This window comes from Agrobacterium vitis, from assembly GCF_013337045.2.
GTDB lineage: Bacteria > Pseudomonadota > Alphaproteobacteria > Rhizobiales > Rhizobiaceae > Allorhizobium > Allorhizobium vitis_B.
Genome location: NZ_CP118259.1, coordinates 668,629 through 684,946, shown reverse-complemented (window position 1 = coordinate 684,946; position 16,318 = coordinate 668,629). Strand labels below are relative to the sequence as shown.

Here is a 16,318-nt window from a genome sequence, read left to right as displayed (position 1 = left end):
TTATTGGGTGCATCTCTATTTTTTTGGAGCAGTTACATGTTGGCGCCAGGGGTTTTTTGTTTCGGATAGTTACAAAAACCTCCATATCCCCATGGATGCAGGCTCAAAACGCCAATATTTCGTAGACCCCTGTAATGATAGTGGATTTCGCGTAAACAGCTTCACTCTCGCCGCTGCAACCCATGATTTAGCGCGTATGTGGTGCAGAGACTCGCCCTGTTCCGAACGCCTGCCCCAAATTGAGACAGCCTCGGAATCCGCCCATTCGCACCAAAGTGGCGCAAGCAAGGCAAAATCTGGGCGGAACCACTGCCCGTTCTGCGCGTTAATTCGGGATTGCTTGTCAAGGCGCCCCTCAGTGGCGCTCTCGGGGAGAGCGTCCGATAGCCGCATCAAATGGCGAGCCGGACATCGACGCGCTGGCAATCCGAAAAAATTATGTTGTAAATATAACGTGTTGCGGCCTAGCACCCTCATGGTGCCAGCTTGGACGCATTCAATGATGGCACCGAGGGGACGTAAACGGACATGATGGATGACACGGTCAAACGCCGGATTTTGCAGCCGGCGGAAACGCGGTTGGGGCGGCACCGCAAGACGGCGCTGGAACTGACGCAGGCCTGGGCGGTCATTGGGCTCTTCCTGATTGTCGCCATTGCCGCGCTGCATTACGCAGGCACCATCCTGATGCCCCTGACGCTTGCGGTTGTGGTGGGCCTCATTCTGGGCCTGGCTGCCGACCGGCTGGAAGCGCTGGGCGTTCCGCCGATGATGAGCGCCGTGCTGCTCACCACGGCGCTTTTCACGCTGGTGACGATCATTGCCAACACGCTGGCCGGGCCACTGATGGAACTGGCGCAGGACATCCCCAGCATTGGCCAGACCATGATGGATCGGTTCACACCCTATTTTCAACGCTTTCACTGGCTGCATCTGGACAGGCTTGCCAGCGGCAACGGCCCTATCAACCTCGACAAGATGCTGGAAAATGGCGGCGGCATTCTCTCGACAGTGGCAAGCCAGGTGACGCCCGCCATCGTCCAGACATTGATTTTCTTTGCCGCATTGGTGCTATTTCTGGCCGGGAGGGTGTCGATCCGCAAAACTCTGATCGTCTCTTTCCGCGACCGCGCTCGCCGGCTCTCGGCCATCCGCAGCATCAATGCGATTGAAACGGCGCTGGGCTTCTACTTTGCCACCGCGTCAGTAATCTACGCGGGTGTCGGCTGCTGCGCGCTGCTGATTGCCTGGGTTGGCGGGCTGACGCTGCCGGTACTCTGGGGCTTTTTCGCCTTTCTCTCCAGCTTCGTGCCTTTTCTCGGCGTAACCGCCATGACCTTTGCGCTGGCCGTGGCCGGAATGCTGACCCATAGCAGCCTTCTGTTTGGCCTGCTTCCCGCCATTGCTTTCTTCACTGTCCATGCGCTGGTCGAAAATCTGGTGACGCCAGCCGTGATGGGACGGCGTATGGAGATCAACGCCTTTGGCGTGTTCGTCGCCATTATCTTCTGGACCTGGGTCTGGGGCGCGGCGGGTGCCATGCTGGCCGTGCCTCTGGCGCTGATCGGCAAGGCGATCTTCACCGAACTGGCGCCCCATGCGGCACCGAAGCCAAAACTGCCAGGGTGACAGGGCAAAAAGGGTGACAGGCGTCACCCCACGGCTTGTTGCTCGTCAATTATACAAGTAATATTTGCCCCAGCTTTCCTTGGGCACCTCGGCGCCGACCTGATAGCTGAAATTTTTCACGTCCAGGCGCTGGTTGCCGGTCTCGCACTGGTATTTCAGCCGATACCAGTGGCCCTTGCTGCGAAACACCGCGCCCGGCGCCTTCAGCCGGTTGCCATCGGCCTTGGTCTGGGCGAACGTATAGGCGATCACCTTGTCGGGCGAATAAGTTTTGCTATCCTTGCCAATCCGGCTCATCGCCTCCATGTCGCAGCGCTGTTCCAGCCGCTCGGCCGGCGACAGCGACTTGAGCTGGCGGGTGGCTGCGGCGTCAAGCGCAAAGGCCGATTGCGCAAAAACCATCGCCAAACCACCCCCTAAAATCATCAATCGCATATAGAATTTCCTAACAGATACCGATTCGGCGGAATGTATTGCCTGACTTCTGGCGAAGCCAGCACTCAAAACGTGCATCCCGCATTTGTGATCGGCTCACTCTATGGCGGGTCCCGGTCATGGCCGGGATCACGGATTTCTGCTTGATCGGTGCTGGGCGGACGCCTATCTCTCATGCAACACATGCCTTACGCCAAACCCCGCCTTATGCGAAAAAAGCGAGATTGCTCTTGTCTTCATCCTCAAAGTCCCTGTTTGCCAACCTGCCCGCAGCCACCAAGGTTCAGAAAAAACCGCTGAGTGACACCCGCCACGGCATCACCCGCATAGATGACTATGCCTGGCTCAGGGCCGACAACTGGCAACAGATGTTCAAGGATACCTCGATCCTCGACCCTGAGATCCGCGCGGTTCTGGAGGCGGAAAACACCTATATGGACGCAGCCATGGCCGATACCAAGGCGCTGCAACAACAGCTGTTTGCCGAGATGAAAGGCCGGATCAAGGAGGATGACAGCTCCATCCCGATGAAGGACGGCCCTTATGCTTACGGTTCGGCGTTCGTGACCGGTGGCGAACAGCCGCGCTATTTCCGCATTCCACGCGACGGCGACCCGAAGGACGAGAGCCTGCGCGAATTGCTGCTGGATGGTGACAAGGAGGCTGTGGGCAAGGATTATTTCCGCCTGTCCGGCATCGACCATAGCAATGATCATGCCCGTGGCATCTGGGGCTATGACGACAAGGGGTCGGAATATTACACGCTTCGCATCCGCGATCTCAAAACCGGCGAAGATCTGGCCGACGTGCTGGACAATACCGCTGGTGGCGGCGTCTGGGCGCCCGATGGCAAGAGCTTTTTCTATACGCTTCAGGATGAAAACCACCGTCCGTCCAAAGTCTTCCACCATATTATCGGCGAGCCACAATCCTCCGACCGGCTGGTTTATGAGGAAAAGGACCCCGGCTTCTTCATGGGCGTCGGCGGGTCGCTGCTCGATGACTTTATCTATATCGACATCCACGACCATGAGACCTCGGAATACCGGCTGCTGTCCACCAAGGATCTGACGGCGGAACCGATGCTGGTGGCCGAGCGCGAGGAAGGCGTCGAATATTCGATGACCGAGGGCGGCGATGTGTTCTACATCCTGACCAATGCTGACGGTGCCAAGGATTTCAAGATCATGGAAGCGCCGGTCAGCGCGCCGGGCAAGGAGAACTGGAAAGACCTCGTTCCCCATGTGCCGGGCCGTCTCATCCTCTCGCATATGGCCTTTGCCGGACATCTGCTGTGGCTGGAACGCCGCGATGGCCTGCCGCGCATCATGATCCGCGACCGCAAGACCGGTGAAGAACACGCCATCGATTTTGCCGAGGAGGCCTATTCGCTCGGCCTGTCAGGCGCTGCCGAATATGATGCCACGGTCATCCGTTTCTCCTATTCGTCGATGACGACACCCAGCCAGCTCTACGATTACGATATGGTGAGCCGTGAGCGGGTGCTGCTGAAAACTCAGGAAGTCCCCTCGGGCCATAAGGCCGAGGACTATGTCACCCGAAGGGTGTTCGCCAAGGCCCATGATGGCGTCGATGTGCCGGTCACGCTGCTCTATCGCAAGGACACGGCGCTGGATGGTTCCGCCCCCTGCCTGCTTTATGGCTACGGCGCTTACGGCGTGACCATTCCGGCTGGTTTCAACACCAATTGCCTGTCACTGGCCGACCGAGGCTTCGTCTATGCCATCGCCCATATTCGCGGCGGCAAGGACAAGGGCTTTCAATGGTATGAAGACGGCAAGATGGAGAATAAGGTCAATACTTTCAAGGACTTCGTCTCCGCCGCCGATCATCTGGTAAAAGAGGGCTTCACCGCCTACGACAAGATCATCGCCGAAGGCGGTTCGGCTGGTGGCATGCTGATGGGCGCCGTCGCCAATATGGCACCGGAAAAATTCGCCGGCATCATCGCCGCCGTCCCCTTTGTCGACGTGCTCAACACCATGCTGGATGATACCCTGCCGCTGACCCCACCGGAATGGCCGGAATGGGGCAACCCGATCGAGTCAGAAGAAGAATACCGCTGGATCGCCGCCTATAGCCCCTATGACAACGTAGGCAAAAAATCCTATCCACCCATTCTGGCCCTCTCCGGCCTGACCGACCCCCGCGTCACCTATTGGGAACCGACCAAATGGGTGGCCAAACTGCGCGAAAACGCACCCGATGCCGGGCCATATCTGCTGAAGACCAATATGTCCGCCGGCCATGGCGGCAAATCCGGGCGCTTCCAGCGGTTGGAAGAGGTGGCGTTTGAATATGCCTTCGCGGTGAAGGTGGCGGGGAAGATGTGAGAGCAGCTTCCCGGCTGTTGTTTCCAATATGGATTATCTCAACCATGTCCGCTTTGGCTTTGAAGGCGGACATGGTTTTACGCGATGTAAACGTCTTCTGAGCGTTTCAGGTCCCAAATATCGGGATCTTGTTTTTCCAGCAGGTCCTCGTAACAGCTCCACCCTTCCTGTCTAATCAGGTCACTTTCTCGCTCAGTGATAGGGATTAAAAGTACAAATAGAACCGGTGGCTCAAAACAGGAAAGCTCAGAAAACTCCCTCTCAAACGGCGTGGGATTGGTGGCATAGGCCGCTGTTACTGTCCCCCCTGGAACGAGAGGACGGCGAAAATTGATGACCTCACCTCGGAGAACGGCTCTCTTTCTCTCCAGGATATAATCAGCGCAATTCAGCAAGATATTTGCGATGTCTCCCGCAGAACTGTTCTCATGGACGGACATGACCAGTTCCTGCCGTATGCTTCGATCCCCGGGCAGGGCCAAAGCAAATTCGCTCATGCCGAGCGTCGAATAGGTCGTGATCTGATCTGTTGGCTGATTTTTGAAACTGACGACTTTGAGCCCATGAGGTGTGGTCTCGTCAGACCAACCAGCATCAATTGCGCCGAGATAGCGTTCGAGATGATCCGGGACCGATCTGCTTTCGACCAATCATTGCTCCTATGGCATAAATGAGCATGCATTATGCTGGCAGGTTAATGATAGATGGACCGACAATCCATCTTTATTCCTATTTCGCTACCTACACTCCGCGCTACAATATAGGTTGGCCGTCCCCTGCCTTCACCGCCAACACCATCAATTCCCGCAGGTAAAGAATAGCGGCTCAGCTATTAGACCGTCTGATTGGAGGCGAAGGATCAGCTTTACGACGCGCGCGCTACTGAAATGGACCATTTCCGCCATCCCGGAGGACGGCGGAAACAGTTTGTCGGATCAATTCCGGTTACCAGAGCAAAGGTCTACTTACTCTCTGGTGAACTTCCGTGATGATGGGCGTTTGCCAATCCGCCGGCACCATCCGGCAGGCCGATGGAGACATTTTGCATCATGCCCTGGTCCTCGTGGTCAAGGATGTGGCAATGCAGGACGAATTCGCCGATATAGCGTTCATAACGGGTGCGGATGAAGATGCGGTAGACGCCTTGCGGCTTTGCGGCATCGGGGGTATCGGGGGCATCGGGAATCGACTTGCGGCTGAGATCGCCGTTCAGCCAGGCGGCATCAACCGCTGTCAGCGGGTTGTTGACATTGCTTTTGATCCAGAGCGTATCCTTCCACACACCTCTCAGTCCGGCATATTGGGAATCCGAATTCTCCTTTCCGTCAGTGACCGGCCCGCTGACATCGTTGCCAGCAGGATCGAGAATGCGGACGATCTGGAAGGGATTGACGTGGATATGGAAGGGATGGCTGACGAAATAGGAGCGTAATTCCCATTCCTGCGCCGTCCCCAACACCAGTTTGCGGTCAACCACATCGGGATCGTAAGGCTTGGCGCCAGCTGGCACATAGACACCGACATCGTTTTGCACGACATTGAAATTATTACCGACCTGGAAGCCATTTGGCCCTTTACCACCCGGACCGAGATTGATGAAGAACACCAGATCCTGCTTTGGCTGGCCGGCAACTTCTTCGTCAGTGACTGTCGGATGAGGAATGAATTTCGTCAGCTTCAGCCCCTCTTGCAGATCAGTGACCACCGTATTGGCGACCTCTGGCGTGTAGAACGCCTTGGCATTGGCAATCAGCTGTTTTTTGATCTCGGCAATTGGATCACCCGATGCTGGCGCGCCCTTGCCCCCTTTGACCCGGACGAAGCCGAGAACTGAGCGGGCCTGCTGCGTGCGCGTGACGGAATTGGCACCGTCAATTGGTGGGTTGACGATGCAGTAGATGCCGTCTTCCGGGAAATTCACCAGCAGGTCGTTGCGATAGCCGGGTTGCAGGGTAATAGCCTTGCGCACCTGGCCCTGCTCCATGGTCAACCCGTCGGAAGCCGCCACGACGTAAGGCACCTGCTGGCCGGTACACAGGTCGTTGGCGAACCGGTCTTCTCCAGCCGCATCGGTGCTGCGCTCCCGCTTGAAGAAATCCGTGGTGTTCATTTTGCGGAACTCGACCTGGATTGTGTCGCGCACGCCTGCATGCACCAGACGCCAGCGCTCGGTCTTACCAGTTTCAGCATTGGCAAACACCGGTCGCACCCGGCCATTGACCGTCGTGAAGCGGCCGGAATCATCCCAGCTTGAGGGCGTGAACTGGTCGTAGGAAATCACCTCGCCCACTTCACCCTTCTCGCAGGTCCAGTCGATGACATATTTTCCCTTTTTCGGGTCGTTGGAATCGGGGACAAATTTCTGCTTCAGCTTGCCATCCTGCAGGCAGGCATAGGGGATCTGTTCGAACACCAGCAGCCGTTCTGGAAACGGCTTGACCAAGGTGTCGAGGTCGCCATTGGTCTTGCCTGTCGGCGGACGGTCGCCGCGAATGATCAGCGCGCCCGCCATGCCGCTGCCGACCTGCAAGGCGGTGGAGCCATGGCGATGCGGGTGATACCAGAACGTGCCCGCCGGATGATCAACCGGGATATTATATTCATATTCGAACTTCATGCCCGGATTGATCGACAGCAGCACATTGTCGCTATTGCCGGTCGGGCTGACCCACAGGCCGTGGCTGTGAAGATTGGTGCCGTTGAAGCAATGGGGCGTATCCACCGATGTATCGCTGGATGTGCAAGACGGGTCTGCCGGCAGCTGGTTGTCCAGCCGGACCCGAATGGTATCGCCCGGCATGGCCTCGATGGTTGGCGCGACGAAGGGGTGGTCGGGATCGACATTGGTGCCTTGATAACTGCGCAGGCGCACGCGATCGAAAGGGTTATCCGGCGACCCACCCGGTTTGCGGATCCTGCCTTCCGTATAGACGACCTTGAGGTCGAGCACCTGTTCGCGCCCGGCATGGGGCAGCGGTACGGCGGATGGCAGCGCCCGGTAAAGCGTGCCCTTGGGTGCAACAGCCGATTGCCCCAGCACCGGCGGATTGCCAAATGCTTCTTCTGCGGCAGCGGGGTTTGCAACCTGAGCGGCATCCTGCGCCAGGGCTGGGCATATCGGGCCAAGGAAAGCGGCGGCCACAAGGCAACGCCATCGAGCACTTTGCATGAAATCTCCTTAAGAAAAGCAAGGGAATCGCGAAAAGGCTACACTTTCCTTAGGTAGTAAAAAAATCAACCACAACTTTAATGGCAAAACACCGAAGCCATCAGTGAACTCTGCAACGACTGATCGTCATCCCACTGTATTCATGGAGACATTTCGAACGACGCGCCGTCTGTGCGAGACCAGGGTGGCCGACCGGCCATTTTTGGGGGTAAGTGCTGCATGCCCTTTGCATTTTCTCCTTGACGTTGCGCGGTGCAGCTTGTCTTTTGCCGCCAAATACGATCCGGAGACTGAGAATGGCCGTCGATACCACCCCGCGCACCCCTACCTGGACCTATGTCGATGGCGAATGGCTGTCGGGCAATCCACCGCTGATCGGGCCGACATCCCATGCCATGTGGCTGGGCTCGACGGTGTTTGACGGCGCGCGCTGGTTCGACGGGATCGCGCCCGACCTCGACCTGCATTGCCAGCGGATCAACCGTTCAGCTTTGGCCATGCATATGCAGCCAACCATGAGCGCCGAGGACATCGAGCGGCTGGCGCGCGAAGGGGTTGCCAAGTTCGATGGCAAGACCGCGATCTATATCAAGCCGATGTATTGGGCTGAACATGGCGCGCCGGGCTCGGTCGTTGCCCCGGATGCTGCCTCCACCCGCTTTGCGCTCTGCCTGTTCGAGGCGCCGATGCACACAGCCACGCCGCACACGCTGACCGTGTCTCCCTTCCGTCGCCCCTCGCCCGAATGCGCGATGACCGATGCCAAGGCCGGTAGCCTCTACCCCAATTCCGGCCGGATGATTCTCGAGGCCCGCGCCCGTGGTTTTGACAATGCGCTGGCGCTGGACATGAATGGCAATGTGGCGGAAACCGCCTCCTCCAATATCTTCATGGTCAAGGACGGCGTGGTGCTGACTCCGATCCCCAACCGGACGTTCCTGGCCGGTATCACCCGTTCGCGTGTCATCACCCTGCTGCGCCAGGCGGGCTTCGACGTGCAGGAAGTCACGCTCAGCGTCGCCGATTTCCTCGGAGCCGACGAAGTGTTCACCAGCGGAAATTATTCGAAGATCGCCCCGGTCTCCAGGCTTGACGGCCGCGATTATCAGGAAGGCCCCGTGACCCGCAAGGCACTGGATCTCTATATGGACTGGGCACGGTCCGGCAGCGACATGTGAGGGTCGGCGAAGGCTTAGCCCGTCTTTTCTATCAGGCCGGTTCGGCAAGGATGCCGGACAGGTCGATCAAATGGCGTTTCGGCTTGGCCGGATCGACCAGCACCCGCAGCTTGCGGCCCTTCAACTGCTCCGTCGGATCGACCCAGATAGGACCGCTTCGGTAGCGCCGCAACTGCCCGGTTTTCGGGTCGGGTCCTTGGGCCACGACCCGAAACGGAAACACGCCGTTAACGTTCAGCTTCTGATCCTGAATTACCTGCAGGAATTCGGCTTCGATCGGCTTGCCAAAGCGCCTCAACCAGGCATTTTTCCGGCTCTTGGCAATCAAAACGATCAGGAAGACTCCACCAAGCACGGCACAGAGCAATCCGAGGCCCGAAAACATAGCGGGAATGAAATATCGGCCCCAGGCGTCATTGATGATCGCATGTCTTGGCGATTGCGGATCATAGAGTACATCCACCTGATCGCCTTTGCCAAAACGTGGCGGATTAGACCACACCCGGTCGGCCATTTCCTGCTGCTCGCCATTTGCATCGGTAAAGCGAACGATGGCGGTATAGGAGTTGTGTTTATTATCAAGGTTTCGGTTACGGATAAGATCAGTAACCACACCTTCGGCATGCAGCGCCCGCGCTTCGAATTGGCGGTCATAGTAATAAATACCACCGTCAACCGCGACAAATGTCAGACCGGTCATCAAAAAGAAGACGCCACCCCACTTTATAACCTTTTCCATGCTGAAATCCCCCAAAGACCCAATCTGAGAGGAGATAGGAGGAGACGCCATTTCGGCAAGCCCCGGTTGCGGGCCGGGATAAAAGTTTAATGCTTGCGGTAGCTCGGATCAGTTAGCCTCAGTCTTACTGTAACAGCACAGGCGGCCACGGCCCTGGCTCTTGGCGCGGTAAAGGGCAATATCGGCGGCGCGCGTCAATTGCGCCGTCTGTGTTCCATGGTCTGGAAACAGGCTATAACCAAGGCTGATGCCGACGGGCAAGGACTTGCCTTCGAAGAACACTGGCTGGTCCGCGCAGGTGATCAGCTGTTGCGCAAGCCTTTCGGCGTTGGCGTCCGGCGCATCATCATCATTGCAAAGAAACAGAAATTCGTCGCCACCAAGCCGGGCGGCAAAATCGTTGCGGCCGAGGACAGCTCGGAAGCGGCAGGCCATTTCCTGCAACACCGCATCGCCAGCCGCATGGCCATAGGTATCGTTAATGACCTTGAACAGATCGAGATCGCCAATCAGCACAGCAAACCGGCCCCTGCCCTCGCCCTTGATGGCCGTCAACCGATCAAGCTGGGCCTCGACGCTGGCGCGGTTGGCAAGGCCGGTGAGAATATCGTGGCTGGCAAGATAGGCCAGCCGACGCGCCCCGACGATCTGCTCGGTAATATCCTGCTGCACCGAAAGGATCATCCGGTCTTCGATCAGCCGGTCTTCCACCGCAATGATCCGGTCGCCGATTTCGAGCTGATCCCGGCATAGACCGCCATTATCGACAAGACGCTCGACCAGGGTTTGAAAATACCGGGCCGGATCGATATTCCAATGGGCGAGCGCCCCGGACTGGACAAGATCGCTGAAGCCACCAGCCGGTGCCAGATGCGCGGCATAATCGTGCAATGTTCGAAACGGCTTGTTGGCAAACAACAGGCTCCCGTCCAATCGCATCAGGGCGACGGCCACCCCCATATTCTCCATGGCGAGTGTCATCGCCTCATAGTCTCCGATGTCGACCCGTCGCCTCGCTGCATTATCTTCCATTGATCACCCTCGAAACTCATTCCCCATGTTAACGGCCATTTACTAACCTTTGGTTGTCTTGGCGTGTGTCAATTTTCGCAGAACACGGCATAGTTTAACCCTGCTTATGTCACGAATTAATTTCGCTCGGAATGATTTTGCGCTATGACAAACCATGTTGGAGACCTCACCACCCGAAATTTTCGATTGTCAGACCTGCGGTGCCTGTTGCGCCTATCAGGCTGATTGGCCACGATTTTCGCTGGAGAGCGACGAGCAATTGGCAAAGATCCCTGATGAATTCGTGGCGGCGGATCTGAGCGGCATGAAATTTGACGTCGATGCGGCGGGCAAAGGCCGCTGCGCGGCACTGACCGGCGAACTTGGCAAGCATGTCGGCTGTGGAGTTTACGACGTTCGTCCGCAGGTCTGCCGCGATTGCATGCCCGGCGACCCTGAATGTCGCATCGCCCGAGAAGCACGCGGATTTGCCATAGATAATTTGCCCGACACCGATATTTATGATGACTGATTTCTGAATGTTCGCGCATAGGTTTTAATCATGTTGCTTAAATATAAATTGTATGTTAGCTATATATATAACCTTTTTGTTTCTCGGGCACAGCCGAGGATGTGTGATGGCGCAAGTTGATTCAGCCAAAGGTAGTAAACTACCAAGCATTCATGCCGTTCGACGACGCGAGTCGGGAGGATTGCTGGAGGCGACAATTATTCTTCTGCTTTCCGTTGCCATGGTGATTTTCATCGTCACTATGGCCGGCAAGTTTTTAGGTGATGAAAATTTCGAGCGTTTGCCAGATTTTATCAAGAACTCTTACATATCGCTCTATACCTTGCTCACCGCGGGTGGATTGGCGGGGCTGACCTCACTGATCAACGGACGTGGCAGCCCCCAGATCAGCGCCGCATCCTGCATTTTCTATACTTTGGGCTGCACGGCTTTCGCGCTACTCTTCATTGGGGCCGCTGTGGTCATGGCCCCCAACCCCCTGGAGAGGTTCTTTCAAAATCCCCCGCAAACCACGCCGTTGAACGTTGCGGAAAAGAATGTAGCTCGCAAATCCTTTGCGCTCAGCCAGACAATTCGGCCCAATATCCGCTTTGAGATTTCCGGCAATGTAGAAGTGATCAACGGCCGGGTGATTGGACATGTCAATCGCGGCAGTTTGTCAGCCATTAATGGACCGGGAGAGCCCATTCCCCGAGATCTGGAAATCACCACGATCTCTTTGAATCTCTGTCATTTTGCACTGGTTCATGGACAGCCCTCAACTCGTTTTTCGCCCGAGACGATCGTCGAGAAGAACTATCTGGATGTAAAATTCAATCTCAGCAAAAATCCCGACAAAACCTTCTTTATCGGACCATTTGATTTCAGCTTTAACATTCCCACCATCAGCTTTGCCAAAACGGCATGGCTTTGCGCCACCGCGTCCAACACCAACCGGACATTTTCAGCCCTCGTTCAATAAGCGTTATAGGGCATCGGACCAAGGGGTAAGAACCGGTTTTTGGATCATACGAAGAGCCGCTGAAAGTGATCGTTCGTATTATACTTTTAAATATCTCAACTCGTGTCCGTGTTTGATGTCTGTGGCATCATTTCTTCCTCAAGCATTTTCGGCTTCAGGCATATGCAACAGGCCAGGCAATTTTCAGGCCGTTCGCAACAGCGCGATGAGGAACAATTTCTCATTTGGAAGGTTGCCTCTTTAACAACGCCCTCCTATGTTCCCGTCATCTCGCGATTTCAATTAAGCGATGCCAGAGGAGTTTCATCATGGCTTTCGAACTTCCCGCACTTCCCTACGCTTACGATGCACTCGGCCCGTTCATGTCGGCCGAAACGCTGGAATTCCACCACGACAAGCATCATCAGGCCTATGTCACCAACGGCAATAATCTGCTGAAGGATTCGGGTCTTGAAGGGCTTTCGCTGGAGGAAGTCGTCAAGCAGTCCTATGGCAAGAATGCCGGTCTGTTCAACAATGCCGGCCAGCATTACAACCACGTGCATTTCTGGAACTGGATGAAGAAAGACGGCGGCGGCACCAAGTTGCCTGGCAAGCTGGAAGCAGCAATTGCCTCCGATCTTGGCGGCTACGACAAGTTCAAGGCCGATTTCGTCGCCGCTGGCACCACCCAGTTCGGCTCCGGCTGGGCTTGGCTCTCCGTCAAGGACGGCAAGCTGGAAATTTCCAAGACCCCGAATGGCGAAAACCCGCTGATCCATGGCGCATCGCCAATCCTCGGTGTCGATGTCTGGGAACATTCCTACTATATCGACTACCGCAACGCCCGCCCGAAATACCTGGAAGCCTTCGTTGATAGCCTGATCAACTGGGATTATGTGGCCGAGCTTTACGAAGCCGCCACCAAGTAATCGGCGATACCAGATTACCGACGATAATAAGGCCCGGCGGCTCGTTGCTCCGGGCCTTTTTCATTGAGCAGACCCAAGCGGCGCAGGGGAAAATGATTAAATTCACAGGGATGTCCGACGAGGACTACAGTCACTACCTCAACTATTTCATTGCGGATTACGCTGCCGAAATCGCCCTCAATTATAATGTCACTGAGGGCGAGGCGTTAAAACGGGCAGAACACGAGATCGCTCAAAGCCTGCCGCACGGCCCGAAAACTCCTGATCATGCGTTGCTTAACATTGTTGACAAGCAGCAGCAGACGATCGGTTACCTCTGGTATCGCTTCGACGAAACGGCAAAATCCGTGTTCATCCTCGATTTCTATGTCTTTCAGGCCCATCGCGGCACAGGCCAGGGCAAACAAGCTCTTGCCGCCCTGGAAACCCTGTTGGCGGAGGAAGGATACCGCGAAATCAAGCTGCGGGTTGCTGCCGACAACGACCGCGCCCGGCATATCTATGAATATGGTGGCTTTCGTGTCACCGGCGTCAACATGGCAAAGCAGATCAGGGCTTCCTGACGCCTTGCTTCTTTGCCGCCTTATCAAAACTGTCACGGGCCTTTGCGATGCATGCGTAATTGTCGAAGGCCCAGTGGCCAAGCGCCTCGATCGGCTGGCGCAGCGACTGGCCGAGATCGGTCAATTCGTAATCCACCCGGGGCGGAATGGTGGGAAACACGGTGCGCTTCACCAGCCCATCGCGCTCCAGCCCACGCAGGGTCAAGGTCAGCATGCGCTGGGAAATACTACCGATCCGCCGCTTCAATTCGTTGAAGCGTTGCGGGCCTTGGGCCAGCATCATGACAATCAGCACGCTCCATTTGTCGCCGATGCGGGTCAGCACGCTGTTAACAGCCTCGCAGCTGCTGCGCTGGTTGACGGCCGCCATGGATACTTCTGGCGCGGCAGTCGGTTCGGATGTGGTTACATTGATGTGCCCGAGTTCCAAGTCTGTGCCTCCTTGCGCCCGATTGGCAGTTACCATAAGTGTGTCAGTATTGATTTTATACCACAAGGAAAGGTCGATGACCATGAAACTTCTGCATCTCGATTCCAGCGTGCTTGGCCCCTATTCCGTCAGCCGCGACCTCTCGGCGTCGATTGTGAAGACGCTGGGCGAAAAGACCCCGGGCCTGGACGTGACCTACCGCGATCTGGCCGCCAATCCGCTTCCGCATCTGTCCGGCCTGACGCTGGCGGCTGCCATGGGCAATTACGATGCCAGCAATGACGAAGCCACCAAGGCCGATCTGGCGCTGGGCGGCGAAGTGCTGGAACAGTTCCTCACCTCCGACGTGGTGGTCATTGGCGTCGGCTTCTACAATTTCGGCATTCCGAGCCAGCTCAAGGCCTGGATCGACCGTATCAGCGTTGCCGGCAAGACCTTCAAATACGGCGCTGCCGGTCCTGAAGGCCTGTGCGGCGGCAAGCGCGTCATCGTTGCCATCTCGCGCGGCGGCATCTACAGCCAGGGCCCTGCGGCTCCGCTCGAACATGCCGAAACCTATCTGAAGGGCGTCTTCAGCTTCCTCGGCATCACCGATCTGGACTTCGTGATCGCCGAAGGCGTCAACATGGGCGAAGAAGCCAAGGCCGCTGCCGTCAAGGGCGCCAAGGATTCGATCGCGACCCTGAAGGCCGCTTGATCCGCTTGACATAAGGTCAAATGAAAGGCGCAGCGGCATCCCCGCTGCGCCTTTGTTTATGATGCCACGCTTTATCCTGACACCTTGGCCCAGCGCTCATGATCGCGCCATTCCCCGCCGATTTTCAGATAGCGCCTGGAAAAACCTTCCTTCTCAAAGCCGCACCGCGCGACAAGCGCAATCGAACGCAGGTTTTCCGGCTGGATATTGGCCTCGATCCGGTTCAGGCCCACCTCTGTGAAGGCATGGGCGATGACCGCGTTCAGCGCGTCCGTCATCAATCCGCGCCCGCCAAAGGCAGCCATGCCGTAATAACCGAGATAGCAGCTTCTGAAATTGCCCAGCACGATCTGACTCAGGGTAAAGACCCCGACCACACCGTGACTGTCTGACTCTCGGGCAATCAAACCAATATTGGCACCGCTGATCGTCTGGCTGAGATAGGCCTCGAAACCATCGAGATCGGTGAAGGGCGCCGTCCAGGGCGCATGGTAATCGCGACTGGCCAGATTGGCCGCCACCAGATCCGGGCCGTCGGCACGGCAGATGCGGGAGACTATGATCGATGACATAAGAGCACTCCAATGAAAGTGCGCCGATGTATTCTCCCGTCATCCACAGCGCAAGTCTGTTGCCGTCACGCTGCTGTTATAGCCGGGGCCTATGTCCACGGCGGATGCAACCGACCGTGACGCGCAAACCATGCCCCAACTCCGCCTCGGGCTTATCGCCGATCCGCAATATGCCGATCTGCCGCCCAACCTGACCGCCAACCGCTATTATGCCTTGAGCCTCGCCAAGATGCAGGCGGCCATCGACGTGTTCAACGAACAGACGCTGGATGCCGTGCTGCTGCTGGGCGACCTGATCGACCGGGACTTCCGCAACTTTGCCCCAGCCCTGAAAGTGCTGGAAGGCCTGCGCCATCCGCTGATCGCCCTGCCCGGTAACCATGATTTCGCGGTCTCCGACGCTCAAAAACCGATGGTGCGCGACGCGCTGGGCATGCCCGCTCCTTACTTCGACCGGGTGATCAACGGTATCAGGCTGATTTTCACCGATGGCTGTGAAATCTCCACTTTCTCGGTGGCGCGCGACGATCCTGCCAGGGAAGTGGCGGTGCGCCAGCTCCTCGCGCTGAAGGCAAAAGATGCGGCCAATGCCCAGGACTGGAACGCCGCCATCAGCCAGCCGCAGATCGACTGGCTGGAGAGCCGCCTGACGCTAGCGCATGCCGCAGGGGAAAAGGCCATCGTCTTCGGCCATTATCCGCTCCATCCCTTCACCGACCATGCCCTGTGGAATGCACAGGAGGTGGCTGACGTGATTGCCGCAGCACCCGCTGCCATCGCCTATATCAACGGGCATGACCACCGTGGCGGCTATGGCCTGATCGACGATACCCATTTCATTACCCTGAAAGGCATGGTGGATGGCGAAGAGGACACCGCCTTTTCAATTCTGACCCTTGAGACAGAAGCGCTTGGGCTTCAAGGCTTTGGCCGCGAGGAAGACAGGCTCTTGCCGATCAGGCAGCACAGCTTTTGAAAGCTTTACTGATATGATCGTTATATCAGATATTTAACCGTCACAAACATCACTCTCTTGTGACTTTATTTGCATTTTGATTTACCATCAAAATGCACTGACCGAAATTCAAGACGATGCAACGACTGAAAACCGCCGCGATATCGGCCATCAAGAGGAGA

General features: G+C 56.7%; 16 protein-coding genes. 9 read left to right on the top strand and 7 right to left on the bottom strand.

The genetic code is table 11. From position 1 onward, the window contains the following. Positions 1-528: 528 nt before the first annotated feature. Positions 529-1,629: an AI-2E family transporter gene (locus G6L01_RS03150; RefSeq protein ID WP_070167772.1), complete on the top strand. Its 1,101-nt coding sequence runs from the start codon at positions 529-531 to the stop codon at positions 1,627-1,629. A gap of 45 nt (positions 1,630-1,674) precedes the next feature. On the opposite strand, the gene G6L01_RS03145 is transcribed toward G6L01_RS03150, so the two are convergent. Next, complete coding sequence (locus tag G6L01_RS03145) at positions 1,675-2,064, bottom strand: DUF930 domain-containing protein (RefSeq protein ID WP_070167771.1); 390 nt, start codon at positions 2,062-2,064, stop codon at positions 1,675-1,677. A 224-nt stretch (positions 2,065-2,288) separates the two neighbouring features. Between G6L01_RS03145 and G6L01_RS03140 the strand changes: the two genes are divergently transcribed. After that, complete coding sequence (locus G6L01_RS03140; RefSeq protein ID WP_420359843.1) at positions 2,289-4,418, top strand: S9 family peptidase; 2,130 nt, start codon at positions 2,289-2,291, stop codon at positions 4,416-4,418. Between the two features lie 77 nt (positions 4,419-4,495). Here the strand turns inward: G6L01_RS03140 and G6L01_RS03135 are convergent, their stop codons facing one another. Beyond that, positions 4,496-5,068, bottom strand: coding sequence for a suppressor of fused domain protein (locus G6L01_RS03135; RefSeq protein ID WP_070167770.1), 573 nt, complete (start codon positions 5,066-5,068; stop codon positions 4,496-4,498). Between the two features lie 311 nt (positions 5,069-5,379). Further along, complete coding sequence (locus G6L01_RS03130; RefSeq protein ID WP_070167769.1) at positions 5,380-7,587, bottom strand: multicopper oxidase family protein; 2,208 nt, start codon at positions 7,585-7,587, stop codon at positions 5,380-5,382. A 296-nt stretch (positions 7,588-7,883) separates the two neighbouring features. Here G6L01_RS03130 and G6L01_RS03125 point away from each other — a divergent pair, with 296 nt between their 5' ends. Beyond that, positions 7,884-8,765 carry a branched-chain amino acid aminotransferase gene (locus G6L01_RS03125; RefSeq protein ID WP_070167768.1) on the top strand — a complete coding sequence of 294 codons (882 nt, stop codon included), beginning with the start codon at positions 7,884-7,886 and terminating at the stop codon, positions 8,763-8,765. A 31-nt stretch (positions 8,766-8,796) separates the two neighbouring features. Here the strand turns inward: G6L01_RS03125 and G6L01_RS03120 are convergent, their stop codons facing one another. Further along, entirely contained in the window at positions 8,797-9,504 is a 708-nt protein-coding gene (locus G6L01_RS03120) for a DUF3592 domain-containing protein (RefSeq protein ID WP_174089185.1), read from the bottom strand. Positions 9,505-9,612: 108 nt separating this feature from the next. Continuing rightward, positions 9,613-10,536, bottom strand: coding sequence for a GGDEF domain-containing protein (locus G6L01_RS03115; protein ID WP_071206236.1), 924 nt, complete (start codon positions 10,534-10,536; stop codon positions 9,613-9,615). Positions 10,537-10,690: 154 nt separating this feature from the next. Here G6L01_RS03115 and G6L01_RS03110 point away from each other — a divergent pair, with 154 nt between their 5' ends. The 4 genes from G6L01_RS03110 to G6L01_RS03095 all read left to right on the top strand — a co-directional run bounded on the left by G6L01_RS03110 (position 10,691) and on the right by G6L01_RS03095 (position 13,482). Then, positions 10,691-11,047, top strand: a complete 357-nt coding sequence (locus G6L01_RS03110; protein WP_070167765.1) for a YkgJ family cysteine cluster protein — start codon at positions 10,691-10,693, stop codon at positions 11,045-11,047. 106 nt (positions 11,048-11,153) lie between these two features. Then, the gene (locus tag G6L01_RS03105; protein ID WP_139190240.1) at positions 11,154-12,008 is read left to right on the top strand and encodes a hypothetical protein; all 855 of its coding nucleotides are present in this window, start codon (positions 11,154-11,156) and stop codon (positions 12,006-12,008) included. 308 nt (positions 12,009-12,316) lie between these two features. Further along, positions 12,317-12,919 carry a superoxide dismutase gene (locus tag G6L01_RS03100; RefSeq protein WP_070167763.1) on the top strand — a complete coding sequence of 201 codons (603 nt, stop codon included), beginning with the start codon at positions 12,317-12,319 and terminating at the stop codon, positions 12,917-12,919. A 92-nt stretch (positions 12,920-13,011) separates the two neighbouring features. Beyond that, on the top strand, positions 13,012-13,482 hold the full coding sequence (locus G6L01_RS03095) for a GNAT family N-acetyltransferase (RefSeq protein ID WP_070167762.1): 471 nt from the start codon (positions 13,012-13,014) through the stop codon (positions 13,480-13,482). Here G6L01_RS03095 and G6L01_RS03090 read toward each other — a convergent pair. Beyond that, a complete protein-coding gene (locus tag G6L01_RS03090) occupies positions 13,469-13,912 on the bottom strand; it encodes a winged helix-turn-helix transcriptional regulator (RefSeq protein WP_081344290.1) in 444 nt (147 codons plus the stop codon). The two genes, G6L01_RS03095 and G6L01_RS03090, sit on opposite strands and share 14 nt — an antisense overlap. An 82-nt stretch (positions 13,913-13,994) precedes the next feature. On the opposite strand from G6L01_RS03090, the gene G6L01_RS03085 reads away from it, so the two are divergent. Continuing rightward, positions 13,995-14,609 (top strand): FMN-dependent NADH-azoreductase, encoded by a 615-nt coding sequence (locus G6L01_RS03085; RefSeq protein ID WP_070167761.1) that lies wholly within the window; start codon positions 13,995-13,997, stop codon positions 14,607-14,609. Between the two features lie 71 nt (positions 14,610-14,680). On the opposite strand, the gene G6L01_RS03080 is transcribed toward G6L01_RS03085, so the two are convergent. After that, positions 14,681-15,181 carry a GNAT family N-acetyltransferase gene (locus G6L01_RS03080; RefSeq protein WP_070167760.1) on the bottom strand — a complete coding sequence of 167 codons (501 nt, stop codon included), beginning with the start codon at positions 15,179-15,181 and terminating at the stop codon, positions 14,681-14,683. Positions 15,182-15,272: 91 nt separating this feature from the next. On the opposite strand from G6L01_RS03080, the gene G6L01_RS03075 reads away from it, so the two are divergent. Next, entirely contained in the window at positions 15,273-16,157 is an 885-nt protein-coding gene (locus G6L01_RS03075; protein WP_081344277.1) for a metallophosphoesterase, read from the top strand. Positions 16,158-16,318: the final 161 nt, after the last annotated feature.

Bases quoted from the DNA above. Each gene is read 5' to 3' on its own strand.
- G6L01_RS03080 (WP_070167760.1), bottom strand. From the start codon at position 15,181: ATGTCATCGATCATAGTCTCCCGCATCTGCCGTGCCGACGGCCCGGAT.
- G6L01_RS03145 (WP_070167771.1), bottom strand. From the start codon at position 2,064: ATGCGATTGATGATTTTAGGGGGTGGTTTGGCGATGGTTTTTGCGCAA.
- G6L01_RS03115 (WP_071206236.1), bottom strand. From the start codon at position 10,536: ATGGAAGATAATGCAGCGAGGCGACGGGTCGACATCGGAGACTATGAG.
- G6L01_RS03150 (WP_070167772.1), top strand. From the start codon at position 529: ATGATGGATGACACGGTCAAACGCCGGATTTTGCAGCCGGCGGAAACG.
- G6L01_RS03100 (WP_070167763.1), top strand. From the start codon at position 12,317: ATGGCTTTCGAACTTCCCGCACTTCCCTACGCTTACGATGCACTCGGC.
- G6L01_RS03125 (WP_070167768.1), top strand. From the start codon at position 7,884: ATGGCCGTCGATACCACCCCGCGCACCCCTACCTGGACCTATGTCGAT.
- G6L01_RS03085 (WP_070167761.1), top strand. From the start codon at position 13,995: ATGAAACTTCTGCATCTCGATTCCAGCGTGCTTGGCCCCTATTCCGTC.
- G6L01_RS03105 (WP_139190240.1), top strand. From the start codon at position 11,154: ATGGCGCAAGTTGATTCAGCCAAAGGTAGTAAACTACCAAGCATTCAT.
- G6L01_RS03130 (WP_070167769.1), bottom strand. From the start codon at position 7,587: ATGCAAAGTGCTCGATGGCGTTGCCTTGTGGCCGCCGCTTTCCTTGGC.
- G6L01_RS03120 (WP_174089185.1), bottom strand. From the start codon at position 9,504: ATGGAAAAGGTTATAAAGTGGGGTGGCGTCTTCTTTTTGATGACCGGT.
- G6L01_RS03075 (WP_081344277.1), top strand. From the start codon at position 15,273: ATGTCCACGGCGGATGCAACCGACCGTGACGCGCAAACCATGCCCCAA.
- G6L01_RS03095 (WP_070167762.1), top strand. From the start codon at position 13,012: ATGATTAAATTCACAGGGATGTCCGACGAGGACTACAGTCACTACCTC.
- G6L01_RS03110 (WP_070167765.1), top strand. From the start codon at position 10,691: ATGTTGGAGACCTCACCACCCGAAATTTTCGATTGTCAGACCTGCGGT.